We start from the raw sequence: 20,075 nt of genomic DNA, 5'->3' as shown, positions 1-20,075 counted from the left end.
TCAGCGGGCGATGGCGACGTACTGGAGCGCGTCGCCCCGCTTCACACGCAGCAGGATGCTGGCCCCGGCGCTGCCCTTCGCGAGCGCCGCGCGCACCCCGGCCGCGTCCTTCACCCGGCGGCGGTTGACCTCGGTCACCACGTCGCCCACGCGCAGGCCGGCCTCGTCCGCCGGCCCCCGCGGCGTGAGCGCCGACACCAGCGCCCCGGACCAGGCCTCCGCGCCCAGTGGCGCCGCCACCTCGGGCGTCAGGTCCGTCAGCACCATCCCCACCTGCTGGTCGCTGGTGGTCCGCCGCAGCAGCCCCTCCGTGACTTCCTGCGCGGGCCGGACGGTGAGCCGCACCGACACCTCGCGCGTGGCGCTCCCACGCAGCAGGGTGAAGCGCGCCTCGGTGCCGGGCGCCAGCAGCGCCACCTTGCGCAGCAGCTGCAGGTACGAGCCGATGGTCCGCCCGTTCACCGCCACCAGCCGGTCTCCCGGGCGGATGCCGGCGGAGGCGGCCGGGCTGTCCTGGTAGACGTCCCGCACCACCGGCGCACGGCGCTCGCCGCTCTGGCCGTCGTCGATGATGTCCACGCCCAGCCAGCCGCGCTCCAGCTTCCCGTTCTCCCGGAGGTTGGGCAGCAGGTCCTTCACCAGGTTGATGGGCACCGCGAAGCCGATGCCCTGCCCCTGGCTGATGATGGCCGTGTTCACCCCCACCACCTCGCCCTTCATGTTGAAGAGCGGGCCGCCGGAGTTGCCGGGGTTGATGAGCGCGTCCGTCTGGATGAAGTCGTCGAACTGGCCCACGCCCAGGATGCGCTCCTTGGCGGAAATCATCCCGTGCGCCACCGAGTGGTCCAGCCCGAAGGGGTTGCCGATGGCCACCACCCAGTCGCCCACCTCCAGCCGGTCCGAGTCCCCCAGGTACAGCGCCGGCAGGCTCTCCGTGTCCGCCCCGCTCAGCCGCAGCAGCGCCACGTCCGTGGAGGCGTCGCGGCCCACCACCCCGGCGGCGAACTCGCGGCCGTCCGATAGACGCACGGCAATCTGCCGCGCCCCCGCCACCACGTGGTTGTTGGTGACGACCAGGCCGTCCGGCGTCAGCACGAAGCCGGAGCCCGTGGCCTTCTTCATCCCCCCCACGCCATTCTCACGGGGGGTCATCGTGGTGATGTTGACGACGCCCGCCTCCACCGCGCGGATCAGCGGCGCCAGCGACGTGGGAGGCACGAAGTCGGGGATGCCGGACTGCCCCGGGGCACGCTCGCGCCACAGGGCAGGCGTCCCCGGCCTGGGCTCAGCGGTGGCCGGGCCCTGGCTCCCCTGCCCCTGCGCGACGAACCAGGCGGAGTGCTCGCGCACCCGCGCACGGAGCCAGGAGTCGAGCGGACCCTCGGCGGCACCGGCCACGGGGGCGAGCGCCAGCACGAGACATACGGAAAGCAGTCGGGAGAGCACGGGGGGACAGCTTACACGGCGGGCCATGGCGATCCGCCCCAACAGTCACCCTGGCCGGCCACTTCCCGAGCCACGGGCGGCGTGCACCGCCCTTGCCGAGCCACGAGCGGCTTCCACCGCCCTTGCCGAGCCACGGGCGGCTCCCACCGCCCGTCCCAGGGGGCTCCCCGACGGGCCTCAGGCCTGGGCCGGGGCCACGTACTTGGCCACGCGCACCTGGGCGGGGCGTATGACGCGGCCCTTCAGCTTGTAGCCGGCGCGCAGCTCCGCCGTCACGCGCTGGTCCTCGTCCGGGGAGGTGGTGATCTCCATGTCCGCCGCCTCGGCCACGTTGGGGTCGAAGGGCAGGCCCACCAGCTTGAGGCGCTCGATGCCGGTGTTCTGCACCTTCACCAGCAGCGCCTCGCGAATCATCCGCACGCCCTGGGCCAGCGGCGACGTGTCCTGGGCGCTCGCGGACAGGCAGCGGTCCAGCTCGTCGATGGCCTCCAGCAGCGTGGAAGCCACCTTGCCGCGCTCCACGTCCATCATCTGCTCGCGCTCGCGGGTCAGCCGCTGCTTGAACTCCTCGCGGTCCCGGTTCACGTCCTGGTAGGCGCGGGCGAGCTGGTCGTACTTCTTCCGGGTGGCCTCCAGCTCCGTCAGCAGCCGCTCCTTCTCCGCGTCGGCCTTCGGGGCAGCGCTCTCGGCCGAGGCGCGCTCCTCCGGGGCCTGGGGCTGCTGCGAGGCGGGCTCCCCGTTACCCTGGGCAGGCCCCCCACCGTTGGCGGTCTGGGCCTGCTGGGCTTCCGGGGTGGCGTCGGTACGGGTGTTGCCGTCCATGTCGAACCTGAGGCGATGGTGGGTGCGCCGTGGCGCGCGGTGGTGGGTTTGTGCCCGGAACGTAACCGCGACGGCGCACCTGTCAACGCGGGTCCGCTGCTAATGCTCCTGTGGCGCGGCGGGTGACTCGGCCATGAAGCCGTGGTCCACCTGCCCGGTCACCTCGTCTACGATTTCCACCTGCGCGGCTCGCAGCGAGTAGTAGAGGAGCCAGCGCTCCGCCGCCGTCAGCGTCCCCGCGGGAAGCGCCTCCTCGATTTCCTGCACCGTGAGCCGCCCCTCCTTCAACCCCTTGGCGAAGAGGGCCTTGCGGGCCACGTAGCTCTTGCCGATCCGATTCTCCACGGCGACGCCTCCTTTCGGGCTCAAGATAATTTCGCCCACCGGACACCGCAGGCTGATGCGGCGTCGGTGGGCGAAGGCACGGCAGCAGGGCAGGCGCCCGAGCGTCTCTCAGGAATCCAGGGGCGCCTTGCTGGTGTGCTGGGTCGGCGGCGTCTGCTCCTCGTTGCCACCCACCCCTACTGGATGCGCGGAGATGACCTGGCGCGCCTCCGGGTGCAGCAGGCCCCGCTGGGCCACCACCTTGGGGCCGAGGATGGCCGCCATGGTGTCCTCTTCGATGACCTCCGTGGCCAGGAGGCGGGCCGCCACGGCCTGCACCTTGTCCTTGTGCAGCGTAAGCACCTCGCGGGCCCTGTCCAGCGCCTCGCTGACGAGCTTGCGGACCTCCTCGTCAATCATCCGCGCGGTCTGCTCGGAGTAGCTGCGCGTCTCGGGCACGCCCGCGGAGCGGAGGAAGCCCGGTCCGTGGTCGGCGCTCAGGGCCACCGGGCCCAGGGTGCTCATGCCGTAGTCGCGCACCATCATCCGGGCCATCTCCGTGGCCTGGCGGATGTCGTTGGAGGCACCGGTGGAGATCTCCCCGATGAAGATCTCCTCCGCGGCGCGGCCGCCCATCATCCCCGCCATCTTGTCGCGCAGCTCCTCCAGCGACATGAGGTAGCGGTCCTCCAGCGGCAGCGACATGGTGTAGCCCAGCGCCGCCAGCCCGCGCGGGATGATGGACACCTTCGTCACCCGCTCTGCGTGCGGCATCATCCAGCCCACCACCGCGTGGCCCGCCTCGTGGTGCGCGACGATTTCCTTCTCGCGCTCGTTCATCCGGCGGTTCTTCTTCTCCAGACCCGCCACCACGCGCTCAATCGCCTCCTCGAAGTCCGCCCGCATCACCGCGTCGCGGTTGCGGCGCGCGGCCAGCAGCGCGGCCTCGTTGACCACGTTGGCCAGGTCCGCGCCGGCGAAGCCCGGCGTGCGGGACGCAATGGACTTGAGGTCCACGTCCGAGCCCAGCTTCACGCCCTTCGAGTGGATCTCCAGCACCCGCTCGCGGCCCCGCTTGTCCGGCCGGTCCACCAGCACCTGCCGGTCGAAGCGACCCGGGCGCATCAGCGCGCTGTCCAGGATTTCCGGCCGGTTGGTGGCCGCGAGGATGATGAGGCCCGCGCGGCTGTCGAAGCCGTCCATCTCCGCCAGCAGCTGGTTGAGCGTCTGCTCGCGCTCGTCATGGCCGCCGGCCACGCCCGCATTGCGGCTCTTGCCGATGGCATCCAGCTCGTCGATGAAGATGATGCACGGCGCCTTGGCCGTGGCCTGCGCGAAGAGGTCTCGCACGCGGGCGGCGCCCACGCCGACGAACATCTCCACGAACTCGGAGCCGGACAGGCTGAAGAAGGGCACGCCCGCCTCGCCCGCCACCGCTCGCGCCAGCAGCGTCTTGCCGGTGCCCGGAGGGCCCACCAGCAGCACGCCCTTGGGGATGCGGCCGCCCAGACGCCGGAACTTCTCCGGCGTCTTGAGGAACTCGACGATTTCGCGCAGCTCGTCCACGGCCTCGTCCACGCCGGCCACGTCCTTGAAGCCCACGCCGGTGTCGGCCTCGGCCTGCACCTTCGCGCGCGTCTTGCCAAAGCTCATGACGCTCTGCGGGCCCTGGCCCATGCCGCCGGCCACCCTGCGCATCATGAAGCTCCAGAAGAGGAAGAACAGGCCCAGGGGCAGCAGCCATATCCACAGCGCCTCGCCCAGGCCGGACTGGGGCACCGCCTCGAACTGGATGCCCTTCTCCTCCAGCATGGGGACGAGCCCCTCGTCACCCGCCACGCGGTACGCCATCCATGGCAGGGCGCTGGGCTCGCTGCGCAGCGCGCGGTCCCCGGACGGCGGCGGCTGCGCCGTGTCCTTGAGGAACCCCTTCACCCACTCGTTGGAAATCTGGACGCGGCTGAAGTTGCCCGCCTCCACCGCATCACGGAACTGGCTGTAGCTCACACGCCGCACGCCCGCGTCCTGGAAGACGTTGCGGAACAGCAGGAAGCCCAGGACCAGCAGCAAGATGTAGCCCAGCGGCGACCCGAACTTGAACCCCCGTCCCGTCGGCGCTGGCTTGTCCGTCTTCTTTCCGCGCGGGCCCATACCCGGCGGCAAATCCTGTGGCTTCATCGTCGGCACGCTCGCCCTCCCCCTCCTCCGCACAACAGGGACACCGTGTCCATGTGGCGGCACCCCTGGCTGTGGCCAAAGATGTTCACCGTCGCCATACCGTCAACCCGGCAGGCGGGCTTCACGGTGTGTGGAGTGGGATGCGCCGGATCACCGACATCCGGTGCGGTACAGGGGTTGACTGGTGAACTCCGAGCCCAGCAGGTAGCCGTTGCCGTCCTGTAGAAAGGTAATGGCCTCGGCCTGTGCCTGGCTCGCGGACGGCACCTCGACGAGCTGGCCCTTGAGGAGGTCTTCCAGGCGAGCGGCGCCCGGCTGGCGCAGCTCCCACGCCCGCGTATAGGTGCGCAGCAGCAGCCGCTGGCCGGATGGGTGGAGCGAGGCGGCGGTGGTGGCCGCGTCCAGCCCTCCGGCCACCTCCAGCGTGCCCAGCTTCGTCGCCCTGACGGGCGTGCCCGGCCGCAGCCCCTCCAGCGCGAAGACGTCCCCCAGCGACACCCGCGACTTGGTGATGATGGCCAGGCGTCCCGAGCGCACGTCCATCACCAGCGATTCGGCATCATGGGGGCCGCCCTCGTAGGTGAAGGGCAGCACGTCCGCGGCGAGGGTGGCGTCGGCGAGCGTCTCGGGCTCGGGGAAGCGGAAGAGGTACACCGTGTCGCGGCGCTCGAAGTTGTCGCCGATGTCCGCCAGGAAGACGCAGGAGCGCGAGTCACCGGGGGCGCAGGGGCCCACCGTCACGTCCTCGATGTCCCGGGGGTTGGCGCCGGTGAGCGTCAGCCGCGCGCGGACGGCGCCCGTCTCGTCCAGGGCGAACGCCTCGAAGTCGTTGCCGGAGTCATTGGTTCCCCAGAAGACGCCGGGGTGGCGCTGGCTGGCGGCCAGGCCGGACAGCTCGGGCAGCACGTCCGGACTGGTGCCTGTCTGTCGGGGCTCGCCATACAAGGTGCAGCCGGGCACGCCCTCCGCGGGCACCTGGGAGCCGGCGTCCGGTGCGGTGTCGACGACGGGCACGGGCTTGGAGCCGGAGCACCCGGCGAGCACCCCCGCGAGCACTGCCAGGACCAGGGGCCGCGCCACGTCAGGCGTCCAGGCCCAGCAGCTTCGCGAGCGTCTTGGCGTCCGCGTCCGGGAAGCGGTACTTCGACATCTCCTCCAGCTTGACCCAGCGGTGGTCATGCACGCGCAGGTGGCGGATGTGGTCCTCGGGCTCCGCCAGCCGGCAGTGGAACACCCGGAAGTCGATGTCGTAGGTCGGGTACTCGTGGCGGGTGTGCATGGCCTCCTCGAGCACCGTGACGGCCACGCCCATCTCCTCGCGAATCTCGCGGGCGAGCGCGGCGGCATCTTCCTCGCCCTCCTCCACCCGGCCACCGGGAAACTCCCAGAGCAGGGGCAGGGATGCTTTGGGGGGGCGCTGGGTGATGAGGTAGCACCCCTGCTCGTTCTGGAGCATTGCACCGACGACGCGGACGTGGCGGCGGGCCATTCGCTTCTCCTGTCTCCTGAGCAGGGACACCGGGGACGGGCGACCTAACACAGCACCCGCCCGGCGCCAATGCCACAGCCCATCCTCCCACCCTGCGCACGGCCCGACGGAGCGGCCACCCTGGCGCCGGGCAGCACAGTTCCCGCGCACGGGCGGGGGGCTTGCGTCCGGGCCCGGGGCACCCCGTAGACACTGTTCGAGGCCGTGCGTCGTCGCTGGGGCATGTGGTGAATTGGATGACGGAACGGCCGGATGGCGTCATGCTCGGGGGTATGACGACGAGTCGGAGGGAAAAGGCCGAGGTGCTCGGCGCGGCACTCAAGGCCGCCCGCCAGCAGGCGGGGCTCGGCATGGAGGAGGTCGCCGAGCGGCTGGAGATTCCCGTGGAGGTCCTTGCCCGGGTGGAGCGAGGGGTCATGGTGCCCACCATCTCCACGCTGACGCGGCTGTGTGTGATTCTGAAGCTGGACCCGGACACGCTGCCCGAGCTGCCGGAGATGTCTGATTGATGATTCGCCGGTCCTGAGCGGAAGCCGGCCTTCCGGCCTCCGGGCTCCCCCCGATGCGTTGTCCCACCTGTCACCGCCGCGTGGCGGAGCGCTGTCCCCTCCATCCCCCGGCCGAGCCACGCCCACCGGAGCCCCCGGCCCGGCCTCCGGACGTGTACGGCTTCGCGGTGGGAGCCGCCCTGGGACGCGGCGGTTTCGGGCGGGTGTTCGCCGCCCGGCGGGAGGAGGACGGGCGCGAGGTGGCCCTCAAGGTGCTGGAGCCGCTGGCCAGCGAGCGCCTGGAGCGGGAGGTCGAGGCGCTGCGGCGGCTGGGCCCTCCCACCGCGCCGGAGCTGCTGGGGGAGGTCACCACGACGACGGGCGAGCCCGTGGTGGTGATGGAGCGGATTGAGGGCGTCACCCTGGCGCGAGCCATGGCGGAGCGGCCCGGCACGGGGGCGTGGCCATGGCACGAGGCGGGGCCCGTCATGCTGGCGCTGGCGGAGGCGGTGGCGCGGATGCATGCGTCGGCCGTCGTGCACCGGGACCTCAAGCCGGAGAACGTGATGCTCGCCGGGGCGCGGCTCGTGCTGCTGGACTTCGGGCTGGCGCGGCTGGGGGCGGGGGACGACGCGACGGCGCCGCCGACGACGCTCACCCGGACCGGGCAGCGGCTGGGCACCCACGAGTACATGGCGCCCGAGCAGTGCCGGGACGCGCGGGACATCGACGCGCGGGCGGACCTGTACAGCCTGGGCATCATGGCCTTCGAGCTGGTTTGCGGACGGCCGCCCTTCGTGGGGGACACGGCCGCGGTGCTCCAGGCGCATGTCTCACGGCGGCCTCCCGCGCTGGCGGGGCTCGCGCCCGGGCCTGTGCCCGCCGAGGTCGAGGCGCTGGTGCAGCGGCTGCTCGCCAAGAATCCGGAGGAACGGTTCGAAAGCGCGCAAGCGCTGGCGAAAGCGCTGCGCGGGGTGCTCGACGATACAGCGCGCGCGATGGAGCTTCCGGCCCCGTCCCCTACCGAGGCCCCGAGTCCTCTTCATGCAACGTCAACCGATGGGCGCCAGGACGCGCCCATGGCCCCGCCCGGAGATGAAGAGGCCCCGGTATCCCTCCCTCCACAGGGCGGAAGGAGCCCGCGCGAAGTCGCCCTGCTGGGCGTGAGGACGTCGCTGGACGTGCCCGCGCTGCTCGTACACCTCGCCGGCTCCGGCGCGGAGCTGGCGCGAGTAGAGGCCGGGCTCGCCCTCTTCGCCTTCCCCCATGCGACCACCATAGAGGCCGGGCTGCGCACGGCGCTCAAGGCAGCAGACGCGCTCGGACCGAGCCTGCCCTCCGGCTCGGTGCGCGTCCTCCACCGCGCCCCCTTGCGCCTGCGCGAGCGGACCGGACGGGTGACGGTGGGCGGCGCCGCCGTGGAGCACCCCGAGCGGTGGTGGCCCTCCCCCGCCGCTGCTTCCGAGACACCGCCCTCCCCCATCGGGCACCTCCTCTTCACCCCCGAGGCCCAGGCCTCCCTTGGCAACGCTCCGCCGGGCCGCACGCCGGTACCGGAGGTCGTGCTCCTGCCCGTCGCCGTCACGCTGGGCCGGGACGCGGAGCTGGCCTGGCTGAGGGACGGGCTCGCACGTGTCCGCGACAGTGGAGCCCCCGCCCTGCGGACCCTGCTGGGCGAGGAAGGTCAGGGCAAGACGCGGCTGCTGACCACGTGGCACCGCGAGCTGCGAAGCACCCCCGGCGTGTCGGCCCTCTTCGTGGAAGCCGTCCCCGACGAGGGCAGCGCCAGTGACAGTGGCCTGCGCAACCTCATCACCACCGTCCTCGGCCTGCCTCCCTCCACGCCTCCCGACGAGACGGTGGGCCACCTCCTCGCCGATGCCGGGCCCTCGGTGGAGACCGCCACGGCCCATCCGGCCGCGCGCCGCCAGCTCATCGCCCGGGCCCTGGCTTCACGGCTGTGGCGGCTCGCGTCCGAGCGCCCTCTCGTGCTGCTCGTGGACGATGCGCACACGCTGGACCCCACCGCGCTGGATGCGTTGGAGCTGGCCACCCTGGCCGGCGTCCGGGCCCCGCTGTGCATCGTCCTCGCCGGGCGGCACCGGCTGCTGGGACTCCGGCCGTACCTGGGAGAGCGCGCCAGGGACGCGGCGCAGTGGGACCTGCCTCCACTTTCCGAGGGCGCCGCGCGCGAGCTGCTGCGCGAGCTCTTGCGTCCCGTGGACCTGCTCGCCGAGGGCGTGGTGCGCGAGCTGGTGGACCGGTGCGGAGGCTCGCCGCTGCGCATGATGGAGACGGTGCGCGCGCTCCGTGCGGCGGGCGCCATCCGCGCACCGGCCGGTGGAGGCGCCTACCTGGCGGCGGACGCGCTGCACGGCCTGGCGACGGACAGCACGCGGCCGGATGAAAGGCTCGCGGAGCGGAGCCTCGCGTCGCTGCCCTCGGGCCTGCGCTCGCTGCTCCAGGTCGGCGCGCTGCTGGGGGACGAGGTCCGGTTGGAGGAGCTGTCCGCCACGCTCGCCCACCTGGACGCGGGCGCGGAGCTGGACCTCTCCCTGGACCCGGGCGTCGCCCTGGAGCGGCTGGCGAGAGCGGGCATGCTGGAGCCTCGCGGTCCCCGGCGCTGGCGCTTCGAGCACCCGTCCCTGCGCGAGGCCTTCGGAGCGCTGCTCCCCACAGCGGTGCGACGGCGCATCTGCGCCGCGGCGCTGCGAGCCCTGCCGGACGCCGCGCCCATCCGAAAGGCCCGGCTGGCGGAGGCCGCGGGGGACGTGGCCCTGGCCTTCGAGCTCCACCGCACCCTGGCCGAGGCCCACCGCCGCGCGCACCGGCTGCTGGAAGCGGAGCGACACTCCTCCGCCGCCCTGGACCTGCTGCCGCACGGAGACGACGTCCTCCGGCTAGAGCTGCTGTCCGGACGGGGCCGCGTGCGCTACCGGCTGCAGCGCATCGACGACGCACTGGAGGACCTGCGCGCCGCGAGGGCGCTGGCCGAGGCACGCGGCGACACCGTGCGCGAGGCCGACCTGCTGCTGGAGGAGGCTACCGCGCTGGACTGGCGGGACGACGCGGAGGGCTCCACTGCCCTGCTGGCCCAGGCCCTGCGCCGCCTCGGTGACACGGTGCCGCCGGAGCTGGCCGCGAGACATGCCCTGGCCCAGGCCCGCGTGGTCGTGAGGAGCGAGGACATCACCGGCGCGGTGCCCCCGCTGGAGCGGGCCGTGCAGATGGCACGGGCCACGGGTGACGCGGAGACGGAGGCCATCGCCCTGGCCATGCTCGGCGCGATGCTGGCCTGGACGGGCCAGCTCGAGGACGCGGCCCGGCGCTTCGACGAGGCCATCGCGCTCTGCGAGGCCACGGGAGACACGCTGCACCTGGGCGTGACGCTCAACAACCGGATGGTGCTGCACGTGCAGCGCCGGGACGTGGAGGGCGCGCGGACGGACCTGGAGCGCGCCGTGTCCCTGGGGCGCGAGCTGGGCAACGTGCAGATAGAGCGGACCTCGGCCTTCAACCTGGCCCTGCTGCTGCTCTACCAGGGCCGGGCCGCCGAGGCGCTCGGCCTGGCTCGGCGGGCAGGCGTGCTCAGCCAGCGCTTCTTCCAGGCCTCGATGACGCAGGACGCGCTGCTGGTGGCGCGCCTGTGCTGCGAGCTGGGTGACATGGCGGAAGCGGCGCGCCAGCTCGCATGGCTGGAGGAGCTGGCCCCCACCGCGCGCATGCCACCCGCGGACCGGCTGATGCTGTCGGTGGTGCACCGCGTGGTGGGAGAGGCGCGCGGGGCGCTGGCCTATGGGGCGGACGAGTGGGCGCGGCTGGTGGAGGAGGCACGCCAGCAGGCCACCCCGGACGAGCGGCTGGAAGTCCTCGTCTGGGCGGCGCGAGCGGCCCGCGCCGCGGGAGACGAGGCCACCCTGCGAGCCCGCGTGGAGGAAGTGGACGCCACGGTGAGCGAGGCGCCCCTCTGGACGGAGCGCGTGCGGATGCTGGTGCGGGAGCCGCGCGGGAACACGTAGGCGGCTCGTGCTAGTGATGGCCCATGGCCGGACGCGACGACACTGCTCCCGGGGCGGAGGTGGCCCTGTACGGTGACGAGCTGGAGCGCGGAGCCCTCGTGGGCCCGTGGGTGGTGGAGGCACGCGTCCACCCGGGGGTCACCGCGTGGCTCTACCGCGCCAGCCATGCCTCCACGCACCTGCCCGCCGCCGTGAAGGTGCTGCGCGAGCAGTACAACCACACACCCGAGGTGCTGCGCCGCTTCAAGCAGGAAGCGGACACGCTCCAGGCCCTGCGCCATCCGCACATCGTGGAGGTCCTGGAGTACGGCGAGCTGCGGGACGGCCGCCCGTGGCTGGCCATGGAGTGGCTGCCCGGAGAGAGCGTGGACCGGTGGCTCGCGCAGCGGGGGCCCTTCTCCACCGAGGAGGCGCTCACGGTGATGGAGGAGCTGGGCGCGGCGCTGCACCACGCCCATGTCCGGGGCGTCCTGCACCGCGACCTCAAGGCGCAGAACGTGATGGTCATCCCGCGCGCGGAGGGCTTCACGGTGAAGCTGGTGGACTTCGGCATCGCCCGCGTCCAGGTGCCGGAGGGGCTGTCCGGCCTGACGAGCGCGGGCGCGGTCCTGGGCACGCCGGTGGCGATGGCCCCAGAGCAGATTCGCGGACAGGCCGTGGATGCGCGCACGGACCTGTACGCGCTGGGCGTGCTCCTCTATCAGCTCCTCACGGGGAGGCTCCCGTTCGAGGGAGCGAGCGCGGTGGAGGTCGAGGAACAGCACCTGCACGCCCCACCACCGCGACTGGGAGAGCGCGTCCAGGCACCGCCCGCGCTGGAGGCCGCGGTGCGGCGCTGCCTCGCGAAGCGCCCCGAGGAGCGCTGGCCGGACGTGCCCTCCTTCCTCGCGGCCCTGAGAGCGGTGCTCGCGCCAGCCACGGCCTGGCCCTGGGCCGCGGGTATCCATGTGGACGTGCGGTTCTCCGACGCTCATGAAGAACCCTCGGACGAGGACCTGGACGCGAGAGACGCCGCGCTGGACGCGGCCCGCGCTGCGCTGGAGTCCTCGGGCTGGGTGTTCGCGCTGGAGGGCGGCAACGCCTTGCTGGCCTGGCGCGCGCTGCCCGAAGACGCAGCGGCACGTGTCCCGTCGATGCAGGAGGCCCGAGCCCTCGCGGAGGAAGTCCTCACCCGGGCCCAGGCGGCTTCCGGCAGGGTGACCGAGGTGCGGGTCTACCTGCACGCGGCGCCGAGCGAGCTCGCCCCCGATGCGCAGGGGCGTCCGAAGCTGGCGGGCGGAGAGCTGCTGCGGCTGGAGCGCTGGGCCACGGGCGGCAGGGCCGGCACCGTGACCTGAGCGGCGCACTCACCCCGCGCGCCGGGGAAGCTCGAGCGGACGCAGGCTCTCCTCGATGAACCGCACGAGCGTGGACGTCAGTCGCTTGCGCTCCTGGCTCTCACCGAAGATGGCCAGCTCGATTTCTCCGAGCTCCGGATAGCCCTCCTCGGGAGGCAGCGGCAGCAGCCCTCCCGTCACCGCGCTCTCCGGGAGCACGGCGACGCCCAGGCCTGCTCGCGCCGCGGCGATGACGCCCATCACGCTCTCGCACGTGTAGAGGACCCGCCAGGGCCGGCCGATGGACTCCAGCCCCGCGAGGGCCCGCGAGCGGAAGACACACGGAGGCGGCAGCATGCAGAGCGGGAGCGGCGACGCGGCGTCGCTCCGGAAGTCCGGTGCCGCCGTCCACAGCAGCCGCTCGCGGCGCACGACCCGTCCGCCCCGGCGCGGCTTCTCGGTCCGGCAGATGACGACGTCCAGCTCGCCGCGCTCCAGGGACTCGAACAGGCTGTCGTTCAGCCCGACCTTCACCTGGATGTGGACGCGGGGGTACGTCTGCGTGAAGCGGGACAGGACGACGGGCAGGTGCTGCGGCACGAAGTACTCCGCCACGCCCAGCCGGAGCTCGCCCTCGCTGTCCGGCTCGCTGAAGCGCTGCACCGTCTCGTCATTCAGCTTCAGGATCTGCCGCGCGTAGCTCAGCAGCAGCTCTCCATCCGGCGTCAGCAGCGGCGAGCGGCTGCTCCGGTCGAAGACCTGCCGCCCCAGCACGTCCTCCAGTCGCTTGATGCGGATGCTCATCGCCGCCTGCGTACGGCCGAGCCTCGTCCCCGCGGCGGTGAACCCGCCCGCGTCGACCACCGTCACGAAGGCCCGCAGCAGGTCCATGTCCAGGTCGGTGTAGAGCACCCACGTCATATGCGGCGCTTATGTTGATGATGTCAACTATCAATGGCCGATATCACGCGACAGGCCCATTCTTCCCCTCGCCAAGGAGAAGCCCATGAGAGCCATTGCCTACCGCCAGAACCTGCCCATCGACCATGCCCAGAGCCTCATCGACGTGGAGCTCCCCACCCCGAAGCCCGCGGGACGGGAGCTGCTGGTGCGCGTCGAGGCCATCTCCGTCAACCCGGTAGACGTGAAGGTGCGAGCCGGCGTCGACCCGAAGGGCCAGGACAAGGTGCTCGGCTGGGACGCCGCGGGCACGGTGCTCGCCGTGGGCCCGGACGCCACGCTGTTCAAGCCTGGCGATGAGGTCTTCTACGCCGGCTCGCTGGACCGCCCCGGCGCCAACGCGCAGCAGCACCTGGTGGACGAGCGCATCGTCGGTCACAAGCCTCGGTCGCTGAGCTTCGCCCAGGCCGCCGCGCTCCCGCTCACCAGCATCACCGCGTGGGAGCTGCTGTTCGACCGGCTGGGAATCAGCAGGGGCAAGCCCGTGAATGCCGGCTCGGTGCTCATCCTCGGAGGCGCGGGAGGCGTGGGCTCCATCGCCATCCAACTGGCGCGGCGGCTCACGGGCCTGACGGTGATTGCCAGCGCCTCGCGGCCGGAGACGCAGGCCTGGGTGCGCGAGCTGGGCGCGCACCACGTCATCGACCACTCCAGGCCCTGGGTGGAGCAGGTGAAGGCCGTGGCGCCGCGCGGCGTGAAGTACGTGCTCGGGCTCACGCACACCGAGGAGCACTTCGATGCCATCGTCGACGCGCTCGCGCCCCAGGGGGCGCTGGCCATCATCGACGACCCGGCGAAGCCGCTCCCCATCAACAAGCTGAAGTCCAAGAGCGCGTCGCTGCACTGGGAGTTCATGTTCACCCGCTCCCGCTTCGAGACGCCGGACATGGTTGCCCAGCACCACCTGCTCGACGAGGTGGCCAGCCTGGTGGACGCGGGAGTCCTCCGCACCACGCTCAAGGAAGACCTGGGCCCCATCAACGCGGCCAACCTGAAGCGCGCGCACGCGCGGCTGGAGAGCGGGCGCACCCTGGGCAAGGTCGTCCTCAGCGGGTTCTGAGTCAGGTCCGCAGCCTGTGCCGGCGCAGCAGCCGGTACAGGTACACGCGGTCCATGTCCGCGGCGGTGGCCGCCTGCGCCACCTTGCCGCCGTGGAGCTTGATGAGCGCATCCAGGTACTCGCGCTCGAAGGCCTCCAGGGCGCGGCGGCGGGCCTCGGCATAGGGCTGCTTCGGGTCCACCAGGCTGCGCAGGACGCCCTGGGGGCTCACCTCCTCGGAGGCGGGCGACATGGCGTCCTGGAAGACGAGGCAGCGCTCCAGGTGGTTGCGCAGCTCACGCACGTTGCCGGGCCACGCGGCATGCTGGAGCTGGCCGATGAACTCGGGCGTGCTGAGCGACGCCACCTGCTCGGGCGCGGCGCCGAACGACGCGAGGATGCGCTCGGCGATGAGGGGGATGTCCTCGGGGCGCTCGCGCAGGGCGGGGATGAGCACGCGCACCACGGCGAGCCGGAAGAAGAGGTCCGGACGGAAGCGGCCGGCGTTCACCTCGGCGCGCAGGTCCCGGTGCGTGGCGGCGATGACTCGCACGTTGACGGGAAGGTACGTGTTGGCGCCCAGCCGGCGAATCTCCCGGTCCTCCAGCACGCGCAGCAGCTTGGGCTGCAGCTCCGCGGGCAGCTCGCCAATCTCATCCAGGAAGATGGTGCCGCCGTCGGCCTCCTCGAAGGCCCCCACGCGGCGCTGGAGCGCCCCGGTGAAGGCGCCCTTCTCGTGGCCGAACAGCTCGCTCTCCAGGAGGTTGCCGGGAATGGCGCCGCAGTCCACGGTGAGGAACGGCCCCTCGGCGCGAGCGCTGGCACGGTGGATGGCCAGGGCGGCGCGGCTCTTGCCCGTGCCCGTCTCGCCCTCCAGGAGCACCGTGGCGTCGCTGGTGGCGGCGCGCTCCATCAGCGCGAAGCTGGCGCGAGTCACCGCCGAGGTGCCCACCAGCTCACCGAAAGTGGTGCGCTCGGAGATGAGGAGCCGGTTGCTCTCCGCGCTGAAGTCGAAGCGCACGCTGATCCGGCCCAGGCGGAGCACGCTGCCACCGCGCAGCCAGGCCTCGCGGATGTGCACACCGTCGAGCACCGTGCCGTTGCGGCTGTCCAGGTCGCGCACGCGGGCGCCGTCCCGGTCGATCTTCACCTCGCAGTGGAAGCGCGACACGGTGGGCTCGTCGAGGACGAGGTCGTTGAGCGCATGCGAGCCGATGGAGAAGGTGTCCGCGTTGGAGTCCTTGGTGAGGCCGGGCTGGGGCCCTTCCAGGAGGGTGAAGCGGAAGCGCCGGACGGCACCGGAGAAGCCGGGCCTGCCCGGGCCAAGGGGGCGGGTCTGCTGGACATCCTCGGAGCCCTCGGGTGGACGGCCGGCTCCCGGGGGGCGCTCGGAGTTGCTCATGGGCGATACACGTTATCACGCTAGAGTGGCCCCATGGCCTCCCTCCACTTCCTCGGTGCAGCAGGTACGGTGACCGGCTCCAAGTTCCTCCTCGAGCACGATGGCCGTAAGGTGCTCGTGGACTGCGGCCTCTTCCAGGGCCAGAAGTCCCTGCGCCAGCGGAACTGGCAGCCGCTGCCCGTGCCCGCCGCCAGCCTCGACGCCATCGTCCTGACGCACGCGCACATCGACCACACGGGCGGGCTGCCGCGCGTGGTGCGCGACGGCTACGACGGCCCGGTGTACTCCACGCCCGGCACGCGAGACCTGGCGGCGCTGCTGCTGCCGGACTCGGCGCACCTGCACGAGGAAGAGGCGCGCTACGCCAACAAGGAGGGCTTCTCCAAGCACCACCCCGCACAACCGCTGTACACGGTGGCGGACGCGAAGCGGGCGGTGGGCCTGCTGGAGACGTTCGGCTACGAGCGGCCGAAGGAGATCCTCCCGGGCATCACCCTCACCTTCTACCGGGCAGGCCACATCCTGGGCTCGGCGGTGTGCGTGTTCGACTTGAAGAGCACGCGGCAGCGGGTGGTGTTCAGCGGCGACCTGGGGCGCTACCAGGCGCCCATCCTGAGAGACCCGCAGAGCGTGGCCTCGGCGACGACGCTGGTGGTGGAGAGCACCTACGGCGACCGCCAGCACCGCGAGACGAAGCCGGTGGAGTCGCTGTGCGAGGCGGTGCAGGGCGCGTTCGAGCGCGGGGGCGTGGTGGTCATCCCGGCGTTTGCAATCGGACGGACGCAGGAGCTGCTCTTCCACCTGCGCCAGCTGGAGGACGCCAAGCGGATTCCGGTGGTGGACGTGTTCGTGGACTCGCCAATGGCGTGTGACGCGACGCCCATCTACCTGATGCACCCGGAGGAGCACGACCTGACGATGACGGCGATGGTGGAGCGCGGCGGCTCACCGCTGGCCACCCGGCGCACGAAGTTCGTCACGGCGGCGAAGGACAGCATGCGGCTGAACGAGCATCAGGGCCCGGCCGTCATCATCTCCGCGTCGGGAATGGCCACGGGCGGGCGCGTGCTGCACCACCTGAAGCACCGGCTGCCGGACCCGCGCAACACGGTGCTGTTCGTGGGCTACCAGTCGGTGGGCTCGCGCGGGCGGCGGCTGCTGGATGGGGAGAAGGAGGTCCGCATCCATGGGCAGATGGTGCCGGTGGCCGCGGAGATCCGCACGGTGAGCGGCTTCTCCGCGCACGCGGACTGGACGGAGACGCTGCGCTGGATGGAAGGCTTCGAGTCCCCTCCCCGCCAGACCTTGCTGGTGCACGGCGAGCCGGAGGCCCTGGAGGCGCTCAGCCGCCGCGTCCAGTCGAAGGGCTGGAAGACCTACGTGCCGGACTACCTGGAGAAGGTGGAGCTGGCCTCCTCGACGTGAGTGAGCAGACCGAGCGCCTTTGGAAAGCCTCACAAGACCTGCATCCTTGACACTCCTGCCATTGCGAAACGACAGTCTCCAGCCATCAAAAGCAGCTCAGGAGACACGGCATGGGACATGGACGGCAGCGCGTGAGGCGGTGGTGCTCGGGGTCATGGGTGGCGGCGGTGGCGCTATGGAGCCTGTCCTGGGGATGCCAGGACGCCACGTCCGAGTCCCCTGACGGGTCGCGCGAGGACCGCCAGGCCCTGGCCGTCCCCGGCCTGGTTGCGGCCTATGGGTTCGACGAGGGCAGCGGAACGACGGCCGGGGATGCCTCAGGGAACGGGCTGAACGGCACGCTCTCCGGACAGACGTGGACCATGGGCCGATACGGCGGGGCCCTGGCCTTCAGCAACAACTACCTGACGGTGCCGGACTCCAACCTCCTGGACCTGACGCGGGGGATGACGCTGTCGGCCTGGGTGTACCCCACGGCGGCGCTGCAGCGCTGGCCGACCGTCGTCATGAAGGAGAAGCCCTCGCAGATGGCCTACGTGCTCTATGCGAACTCCGACATGAACCGCCCCAGCGCCTTCTTCGTCTCCGGAGGCGTCGAGCACGGCGTGCTGGGTGGCTCGGGACTTCCGCTCAACACGTGGACCCACCTGGCGGCGACCTACGATGGCGCGGCGTTCTCGCTCTACGTCAACGGAGCGCTCGTCTCCAGCGTCGCGCAGACGGCCACGATGGACGTCTCGACGAACGAGCTACGCATCGGAGGCAACCGGGTCTGGGGCGAGTACTTCCCCGGGCGCATCGATGAAGTGCGCATCTACAACCGCGCCCTCACCCCGGCGGAAATCCTCAGCGACCGGGACACGCCCATCACCCCGGTGACTCCGGACACGACGCCCCCAACGGTGAGCCTCACGGCACCGGGCGCGGGCAGCACGCTCTCCGGGCTCGTCACCCTCACGGCCTCCGCGTCCGACAACGTGGGCGTCTCCAGCGTCACGTTCCTCGTCGACGGCGTCCCACTCGGGAGCGCGGACACGAGCCCGCCCTACGCCATGTCCTGGAACACCACGGCGGCCGTCAATGACACCCACACGTTGACCGCCGTCGCCAGGGACGGCGCGGGCAACACCACCACGACCACCGGCACGCAGGTGCTGGTGAACAACGTGGCGGCCACCTCACCGTATCCCCTGAAGCGTATCGCGGGCCTGCGCTACCTCGTCGGACAGGACAATCAGCCCTTCTTGCTCCATGGAGACTCCGCCTGGTCGCTGTTCGTGGGCATCAGCAAGGAAGACGTGGAGCTGTACCTGGAGGACCGGCGCCAGAAGGGCTTCAACACCGTCCTGGCGAACCTCATCGAGCACAAGTTCGCGGCGAATCCGCCCCTCAACTTCTACGGCGCCAGCCCCTTCACCGGAACGCTCCCCTCCAGCACCCTGGCGGACTTCACCACGCCCAACGAGGCCTACTTCGCGCATGTCGACTGGGTGCTCCAGAAGGCGGCGGAGAAAGGCATCCAGGTCCTCCTGCTCCCCGCCTACCTGGGCATCAACGGCGGCTCGGAGGGGTGGTACCAGGAGCTGACGGCCAACGGCGCCGCGCGGCTGCGGACCTACGGCGAGTTCCTGGGTGCGCGCTACAAGGACTTCCCCAACATCATCTGGGTCCAGGGCGGTGACTACAACCCGCCCGCTTCCGGCAAGGACCTGGTGCGCGCCATCGTGACTGGCATCAAGTCCCACGATGCCAATCACCTCCACTCGGTCCACTGCGCCCCGTACACCTCCGCGCTGACACACTGGTCCGGAGAGAGCTGGCTGGATGTCGGCAACATCTATACCTACCCGGCCAACAGCAACCTCCCGACCATGGTCCAGGCCCGTGCCCTGGTCGAGTACCAGCGCGCTTCGTGGCTCCCGTTCTTCCTCACCGAGTCGTTCTACGAGAACGAGCACGCCACCACGACGCAGGTGCAGCTCCGCCAGCAGGCGTACGAGGCCCTCCTGTCGGGGGGCATGGGGCAGGTCTTCGGCAGCAACCCCATCTGGAACTTCAACAACCGCCCCATCTTCGGCACGTCCGTCTCCTGGAAGACCCAGCTCCACGCCCGCGGCTCGCTCGACATGGTGCACGTGAAGGCGCTCTTCTCGAGCCGCCGGTGGGAGAAGCTGGTGCCGGACGCGGCGCATACCTTCCTCACCGCGGGCCTCGGGACGCCCGGGCTGGACTCCGCGGTCGCGGCGCTGGCCGGTGACGGGTCCTTCGGCATCGCCTACCTGCCCAGCCTCCGCACCGTCACCATCGACATGTCCCGAATGAGCGGGCCCGTCACGGCACGGTGGTTCGACCCGACGCAGGGGACGCAGACCACCGTGAGCGGCTCTCCCTTCCCCAACAGCGGCACCCGCACCTTCACGCCCCCTGGCAACAACGGCACGGGTACGGGTGACTGGGTGCTCGTCCTCGAGAGGTAACCTCAGAGGCGCGGGCGCCGAGCCGAAGCTCAGCTCAGCGTCCCGCAGTCGGCGATGCGCTGCACCCGAAGCGCGGCCAGCCGCTCCAGCGGCGCGGCCGCCTCCGGGCCCTCGAGCATCGCCACCGCGCGGGCAATCGCATCCAGGGTGGACATCCCCGAAGGGTGCGAGGGCTCGCGGAGCCGGAGCAGTCCGGGAGCGGGCGGCGGCAGCACCAGCCGTGGGAGGGCTCGCAGCGCGGCGAGCCGCTGGGTCATCCGCCGTGCCTGGGACCAACTCCCGTCCAGCACCACCAGCTGCCTCGGCGCCGGCGCATCCGGGGGCGCGGTAGGGCCATCGGGGAAGAGCAGCCAGGTGCCCGGCTCGGAGAGCGGGCCGCTGTCGAAGGGCTCGGCTGGCGAGCCGTGGGTGAGCAGCCGGGCATTCGCGAGGGCCAGCGCGGCCACCCTACCCGTGTTGCTCTTCTTCCCCAGCTCCATCACGTGCTGGACGAGGACGAACCGGGTGCGCGTCTCCACTCGCGGAATCTCGGCACACAGGCACAGGTGCTGCGCCAGGAAGCAACGGTGACAGCGGGGGCGGAGGGCGGCGCGATGAGACATCCGCCAGCATCCTGTTCCAGGGGCCGCGGGAAGAGAAGCGCTCGCGCTTGCTGACACGCCTGGAGCACATCCTGGCGCCCAGGCGCGC

Annotated in this window: 15 protein-coding genes; 6 read left to right on the top strand and 9 right to left on the bottom strand. The window is 71.6% G+C overall.

Going from position 1 to position 20,075, the window contains the following annotated elements:
• The 6 genes from LXT23_RS09740 to LXT23_RS09715 all read right to left on the bottom strand — a co-directional run bounded on the left by LXT23_RS09740 (position 1) and on the right by LXT23_RS09715 (position 6,259).
• Entirely contained in the window at positions 1 to 1,473 is a 1,473-nt protein-coding gene (locus LXT23_RS09740; protein WP_253979836.1) for a trypsin-like peptidase domain-containing protein, read from the bottom strand.
• A gap of 150 nt (positions 1,474 to 1,623) precedes the next feature.
• Complete coding sequence (locus LXT23_RS09735; RefSeq protein WP_253979835.1) at positions 1,624 to 2,268, bottom strand: nucleotide exchange factor GrpE; 645 nt, start codon at positions 2,266 to 2,268, stop codon at positions 1,624 to 1,626.
• A 99-nt stretch (positions 2,269 to 2,367) separates the two neighbouring features.
• The gene (locus tag LXT23_RS09730) at positions 2,368 to 2,613 is read right to left on the bottom strand and encodes an RNA polymerase sigma factor region1.1 domain-containing protein (protein ID WP_095959442.1); all 246 of its coding nucleotides are present in this window, start codon (positions 2,611 to 2,613) and stop codon (positions 2,368 to 2,370) included.
• A gap of 108 nt (positions 2,614 to 2,721) precedes the next feature.
• Positions 2,722 to 4,770, bottom strand: coding sequence for an ATP-dependent zinc metalloprotease FtsH (gene ftsH / locus LXT23_RS09725; protein WP_407692882.1), 2,049 nt, complete (start codon positions 4,768 to 4,770; stop codon positions 2,722 to 2,724).
• Between the two features lie 150 nt (positions 4,771 to 4,920).
• Complete coding sequence (locus LXT23_RS09720) at positions 4,921 to 5,850, bottom strand: hypothetical protein (protein WP_253979834.1); 930 nt, start codon at positions 5,848 to 5,850, stop codon at positions 4,921 to 4,923.
• Between the two features lies 1 nt (position 5,851).
• On the bottom strand, positions 5,852 to 6,259 hold the full coding sequence (locus LXT23_RS09715) for a (deoxy)nucleoside triphosphate pyrophosphohydrolase (protein ID WP_253979833.1): 408 nt from the start codon (positions 6,257 to 6,259) through the stop codon (positions 5,852 to 5,854).
• A 236-nt stretch (positions 6,260 to 6,495) separates the two neighbouring features.
• Between LXT23_RS09715 and LXT23_RS09710 the strand changes: the two genes are divergently transcribed.
• Genes LXT23_RS09710 through LXT23_RS09700 form a run of 3 tightly spaced genes read left to right on the top strand, consistent with a single transcriptional unit; the run spans position 6,496 to position 12,103 of the window.
• Complete coding sequence (locus tag LXT23_RS09710) at positions 6,496 to 6,768, top strand: helix-turn-helix domain-containing protein (protein ID WP_253979832.1); 273 nt, start codon at positions 6,496 to 6,498, stop codon at positions 6,766 to 6,768.
• A 53-nt stretch (positions 6,769 to 6,821) separates the two neighbouring features.
• Positions 6,822 to 10,766, top strand: coding sequence for a serine/threonine-protein kinase (locus tag LXT23_RS09705; RefSeq protein WP_253979831.1), 3,945 nt, complete (start codon positions 6,822 to 6,824; stop codon positions 10,764 to 10,766).
• Between the two features lie 23 nt (positions 10,767 to 10,789).
• Positions 10,790 to 12,103 carry a serine/threonine-protein kinase gene (locus LXT23_RS09700; protein WP_253979830.1) on the top strand — a complete coding sequence of 438 codons (1,314 nt, stop codon included), beginning with the start codon at positions 10,790 to 10,792 and terminating at the stop codon, positions 12,101 to 12,103.
• Between the two features lie 9 nt (positions 12,104 to 12,112).
• On the opposite strand, the gene LXT23_RS09695 is transcribed toward LXT23_RS09700, so the two are convergent.
• The gene (locus LXT23_RS09695) at positions 12,113 to 13,003 is read right to left on the bottom strand and encodes a LysR substrate-binding domain-containing protein (RefSeq protein ID WP_253979829.1); all 891 of its coding nucleotides are present in this window, start codon (positions 13,001 to 13,003) and stop codon (positions 12,113 to 12,115) included.
• A gap of 85 nt (positions 13,004 to 13,088) precedes the next feature.
• On the opposite strand from LXT23_RS09695, the gene LXT23_RS09690 reads away from it, so the two are divergent.
• A complete protein-coding gene (locus LXT23_RS09690; RefSeq protein WP_253979828.1) occupies positions 13,089 to 14,102 on the top strand; it encodes a zinc-binding alcohol dehydrogenase family protein in 1,014 nt (337 codons plus the stop codon).
• Position 14,103: 1 nt separating this feature from the next.
• On the opposite strand, the gene LXT23_RS09685 is transcribed toward LXT23_RS09690, so the two are convergent.
• Positions 14,104 to 15,483 carry a sigma 54-interacting transcriptional regulator gene (locus tag LXT23_RS09685; RefSeq protein WP_253979827.1) on the bottom strand — a complete coding sequence of 460 codons (1,380 nt, stop codon included), beginning with the start codon at positions 15,481 to 15,483 and terminating at the stop codon, positions 14,104 to 14,106.
• A gap of 33 nt (positions 15,484 to 15,516) precedes the next feature.
• On the opposite strand from LXT23_RS09685, the gene LXT23_RS09680 reads away from it, so the two are divergent.
• Together LXT23_RS09680 and LXT23_RS09675 are read left to right on the top strand one after the other, a co-directional pair.
• Positions 15,517 to 16,908 carry an MBL fold metallo-hydrolase RNA specificity domain-containing protein gene (locus LXT23_RS09680; protein ID WP_253979826.1) on the top strand — a complete coding sequence of 464 codons (1,392 nt, stop codon included), beginning with the start codon at positions 15,517 to 15,519 and terminating at the stop codon, positions 16,906 to 16,908.
• 110 nt (positions 16,909 to 17,018) lie between these two features.
• The gene (locus LXT23_RS09675; protein ID WP_253979825.1) at positions 17,019 to 19,385 is read left to right on the top strand and encodes an apiosidase-like domain-containing protein; all 2,367 of its coding nucleotides are present in this window, start codon (positions 17,019 to 17,021) and stop codon (positions 19,383 to 19,385) included.
• A 29-nt stretch (positions 19,386 to 19,414) separates the two neighbouring features.
• Here LXT23_RS09675 and LXT23_RS09670 read toward each other — a convergent pair whose 3' ends face one another.
• Positions 19,415 to 19,987, bottom strand: coding sequence for a tRNA-uridine aminocarboxypropyltransferase (locus LXT23_RS09670; RefSeq protein ID WP_253979824.1), 573 nt, complete (start codon positions 19,985 to 19,987; stop codon positions 19,415 to 19,417).
• Positions 19,988 to 20,075: the final 88 nt, after the last annotated feature.

Source organism: Pyxidicoccus xibeiensis (assembly GCF_024198175.1).
GTDB classification, from domain to species: Bacteria; Myxococcota; Myxococcia; order Myxococcales; family Myxococcaceae; genus Myxococcus; species Myxococcus xibeiensis.
This window is presented reverse-complemented; position numbering and strand designations above follow the sequence as displayed.

Bases quoted from the DNA above. Each gene is read 5' to 3' on its own strand.
- LXT23_RS09700 (WP_253979830.1), top strand. From the start codon at position 10,790: ATGGCCGGACGCGACGACACTGCTCCCGGGGCGGAGGTGGCCCTGTAC.
- LXT23_RS09735 (WP_253979835.1), bottom strand. From the start codon at position 2,268: ATGGACGGCAACACCCGTACCGACGCCACCCCGGAAGCCCAGCAGGCC.
- LXT23_RS09680 (WP_253979826.1), top strand. From the start codon at position 15,517: ATGGCCTCCCTCCACTTCCTCGGTGCAGCAGGTACGGTGACCGGCTCC.
- LXT23_RS09685 (WP_253979827.1), bottom strand. From the start codon at position 15,483: ATGAGCAACTCCGAGCGCCCCCCGGGAGCCGGCCGTCCACCCGAGGGC.
- LXT23_RS09715 (WP_253979833.1), bottom strand. From the start codon at position 6,259: ATGGCCCGCCGCCACGTCCGCGTCGTCGGTGCAATGCTCCAGAACGAG.
- LXT23_RS09705 (WP_253979831.1), top strand. From the start codon at position 6,822: ATGCGTTGTCCCACCTGTCACCGCCGCGTGGCGGAGCGCTGTCCCCTC.
- LXT23_RS09690 (WP_253979828.1), top strand. From the start codon at position 13,089: ATGAGAGCCATTGCCTACCGCCAGAACCTGCCCATCGACCATGCCCAG.
- LXT23_RS09710 (WP_253979832.1), top strand. From the start codon at position 6,496: ATGACGGAACGGCCGGATGGCGTCATGCTCGGGGGTATGACGACGAGT.
- LXT23_RS09695 (WP_253979829.1), bottom strand. From the start codon at position 13,003: ATGACGTGGGTGCTCTACACCGACCTGGACATGGACCTGCTGCGGGCC.
- ftsH (WP_407692882.1), bottom strand. From the start codon at position 4,770: ATGAAGCCACAGGATTTGCCGCCGGGTATGGGCCCGCGCGGAAAGAAG.
- LXT23_RS09670 (WP_253979824.1), bottom strand. From the start codon at position 19,987: ATGTCTCATCGCGCCGCCCTCCGCCCCCGCTGTCACCGTTGCTTCCTG.
- LXT23_RS09740 (WP_253979836.1), bottom strand. From the start codon at position 1,473: ATGGCCCGCCGTGTAAGCTGTCCCCCCGTGCTCTCCCGACTGCTTTCC.
- LXT23_RS09675 (WP_253979825.1), top strand. From the start codon at position 17,019: ATGGGACATGGACGGCAGCGCGTGAGGCGGTGGTGCTCGGGGTCATGG.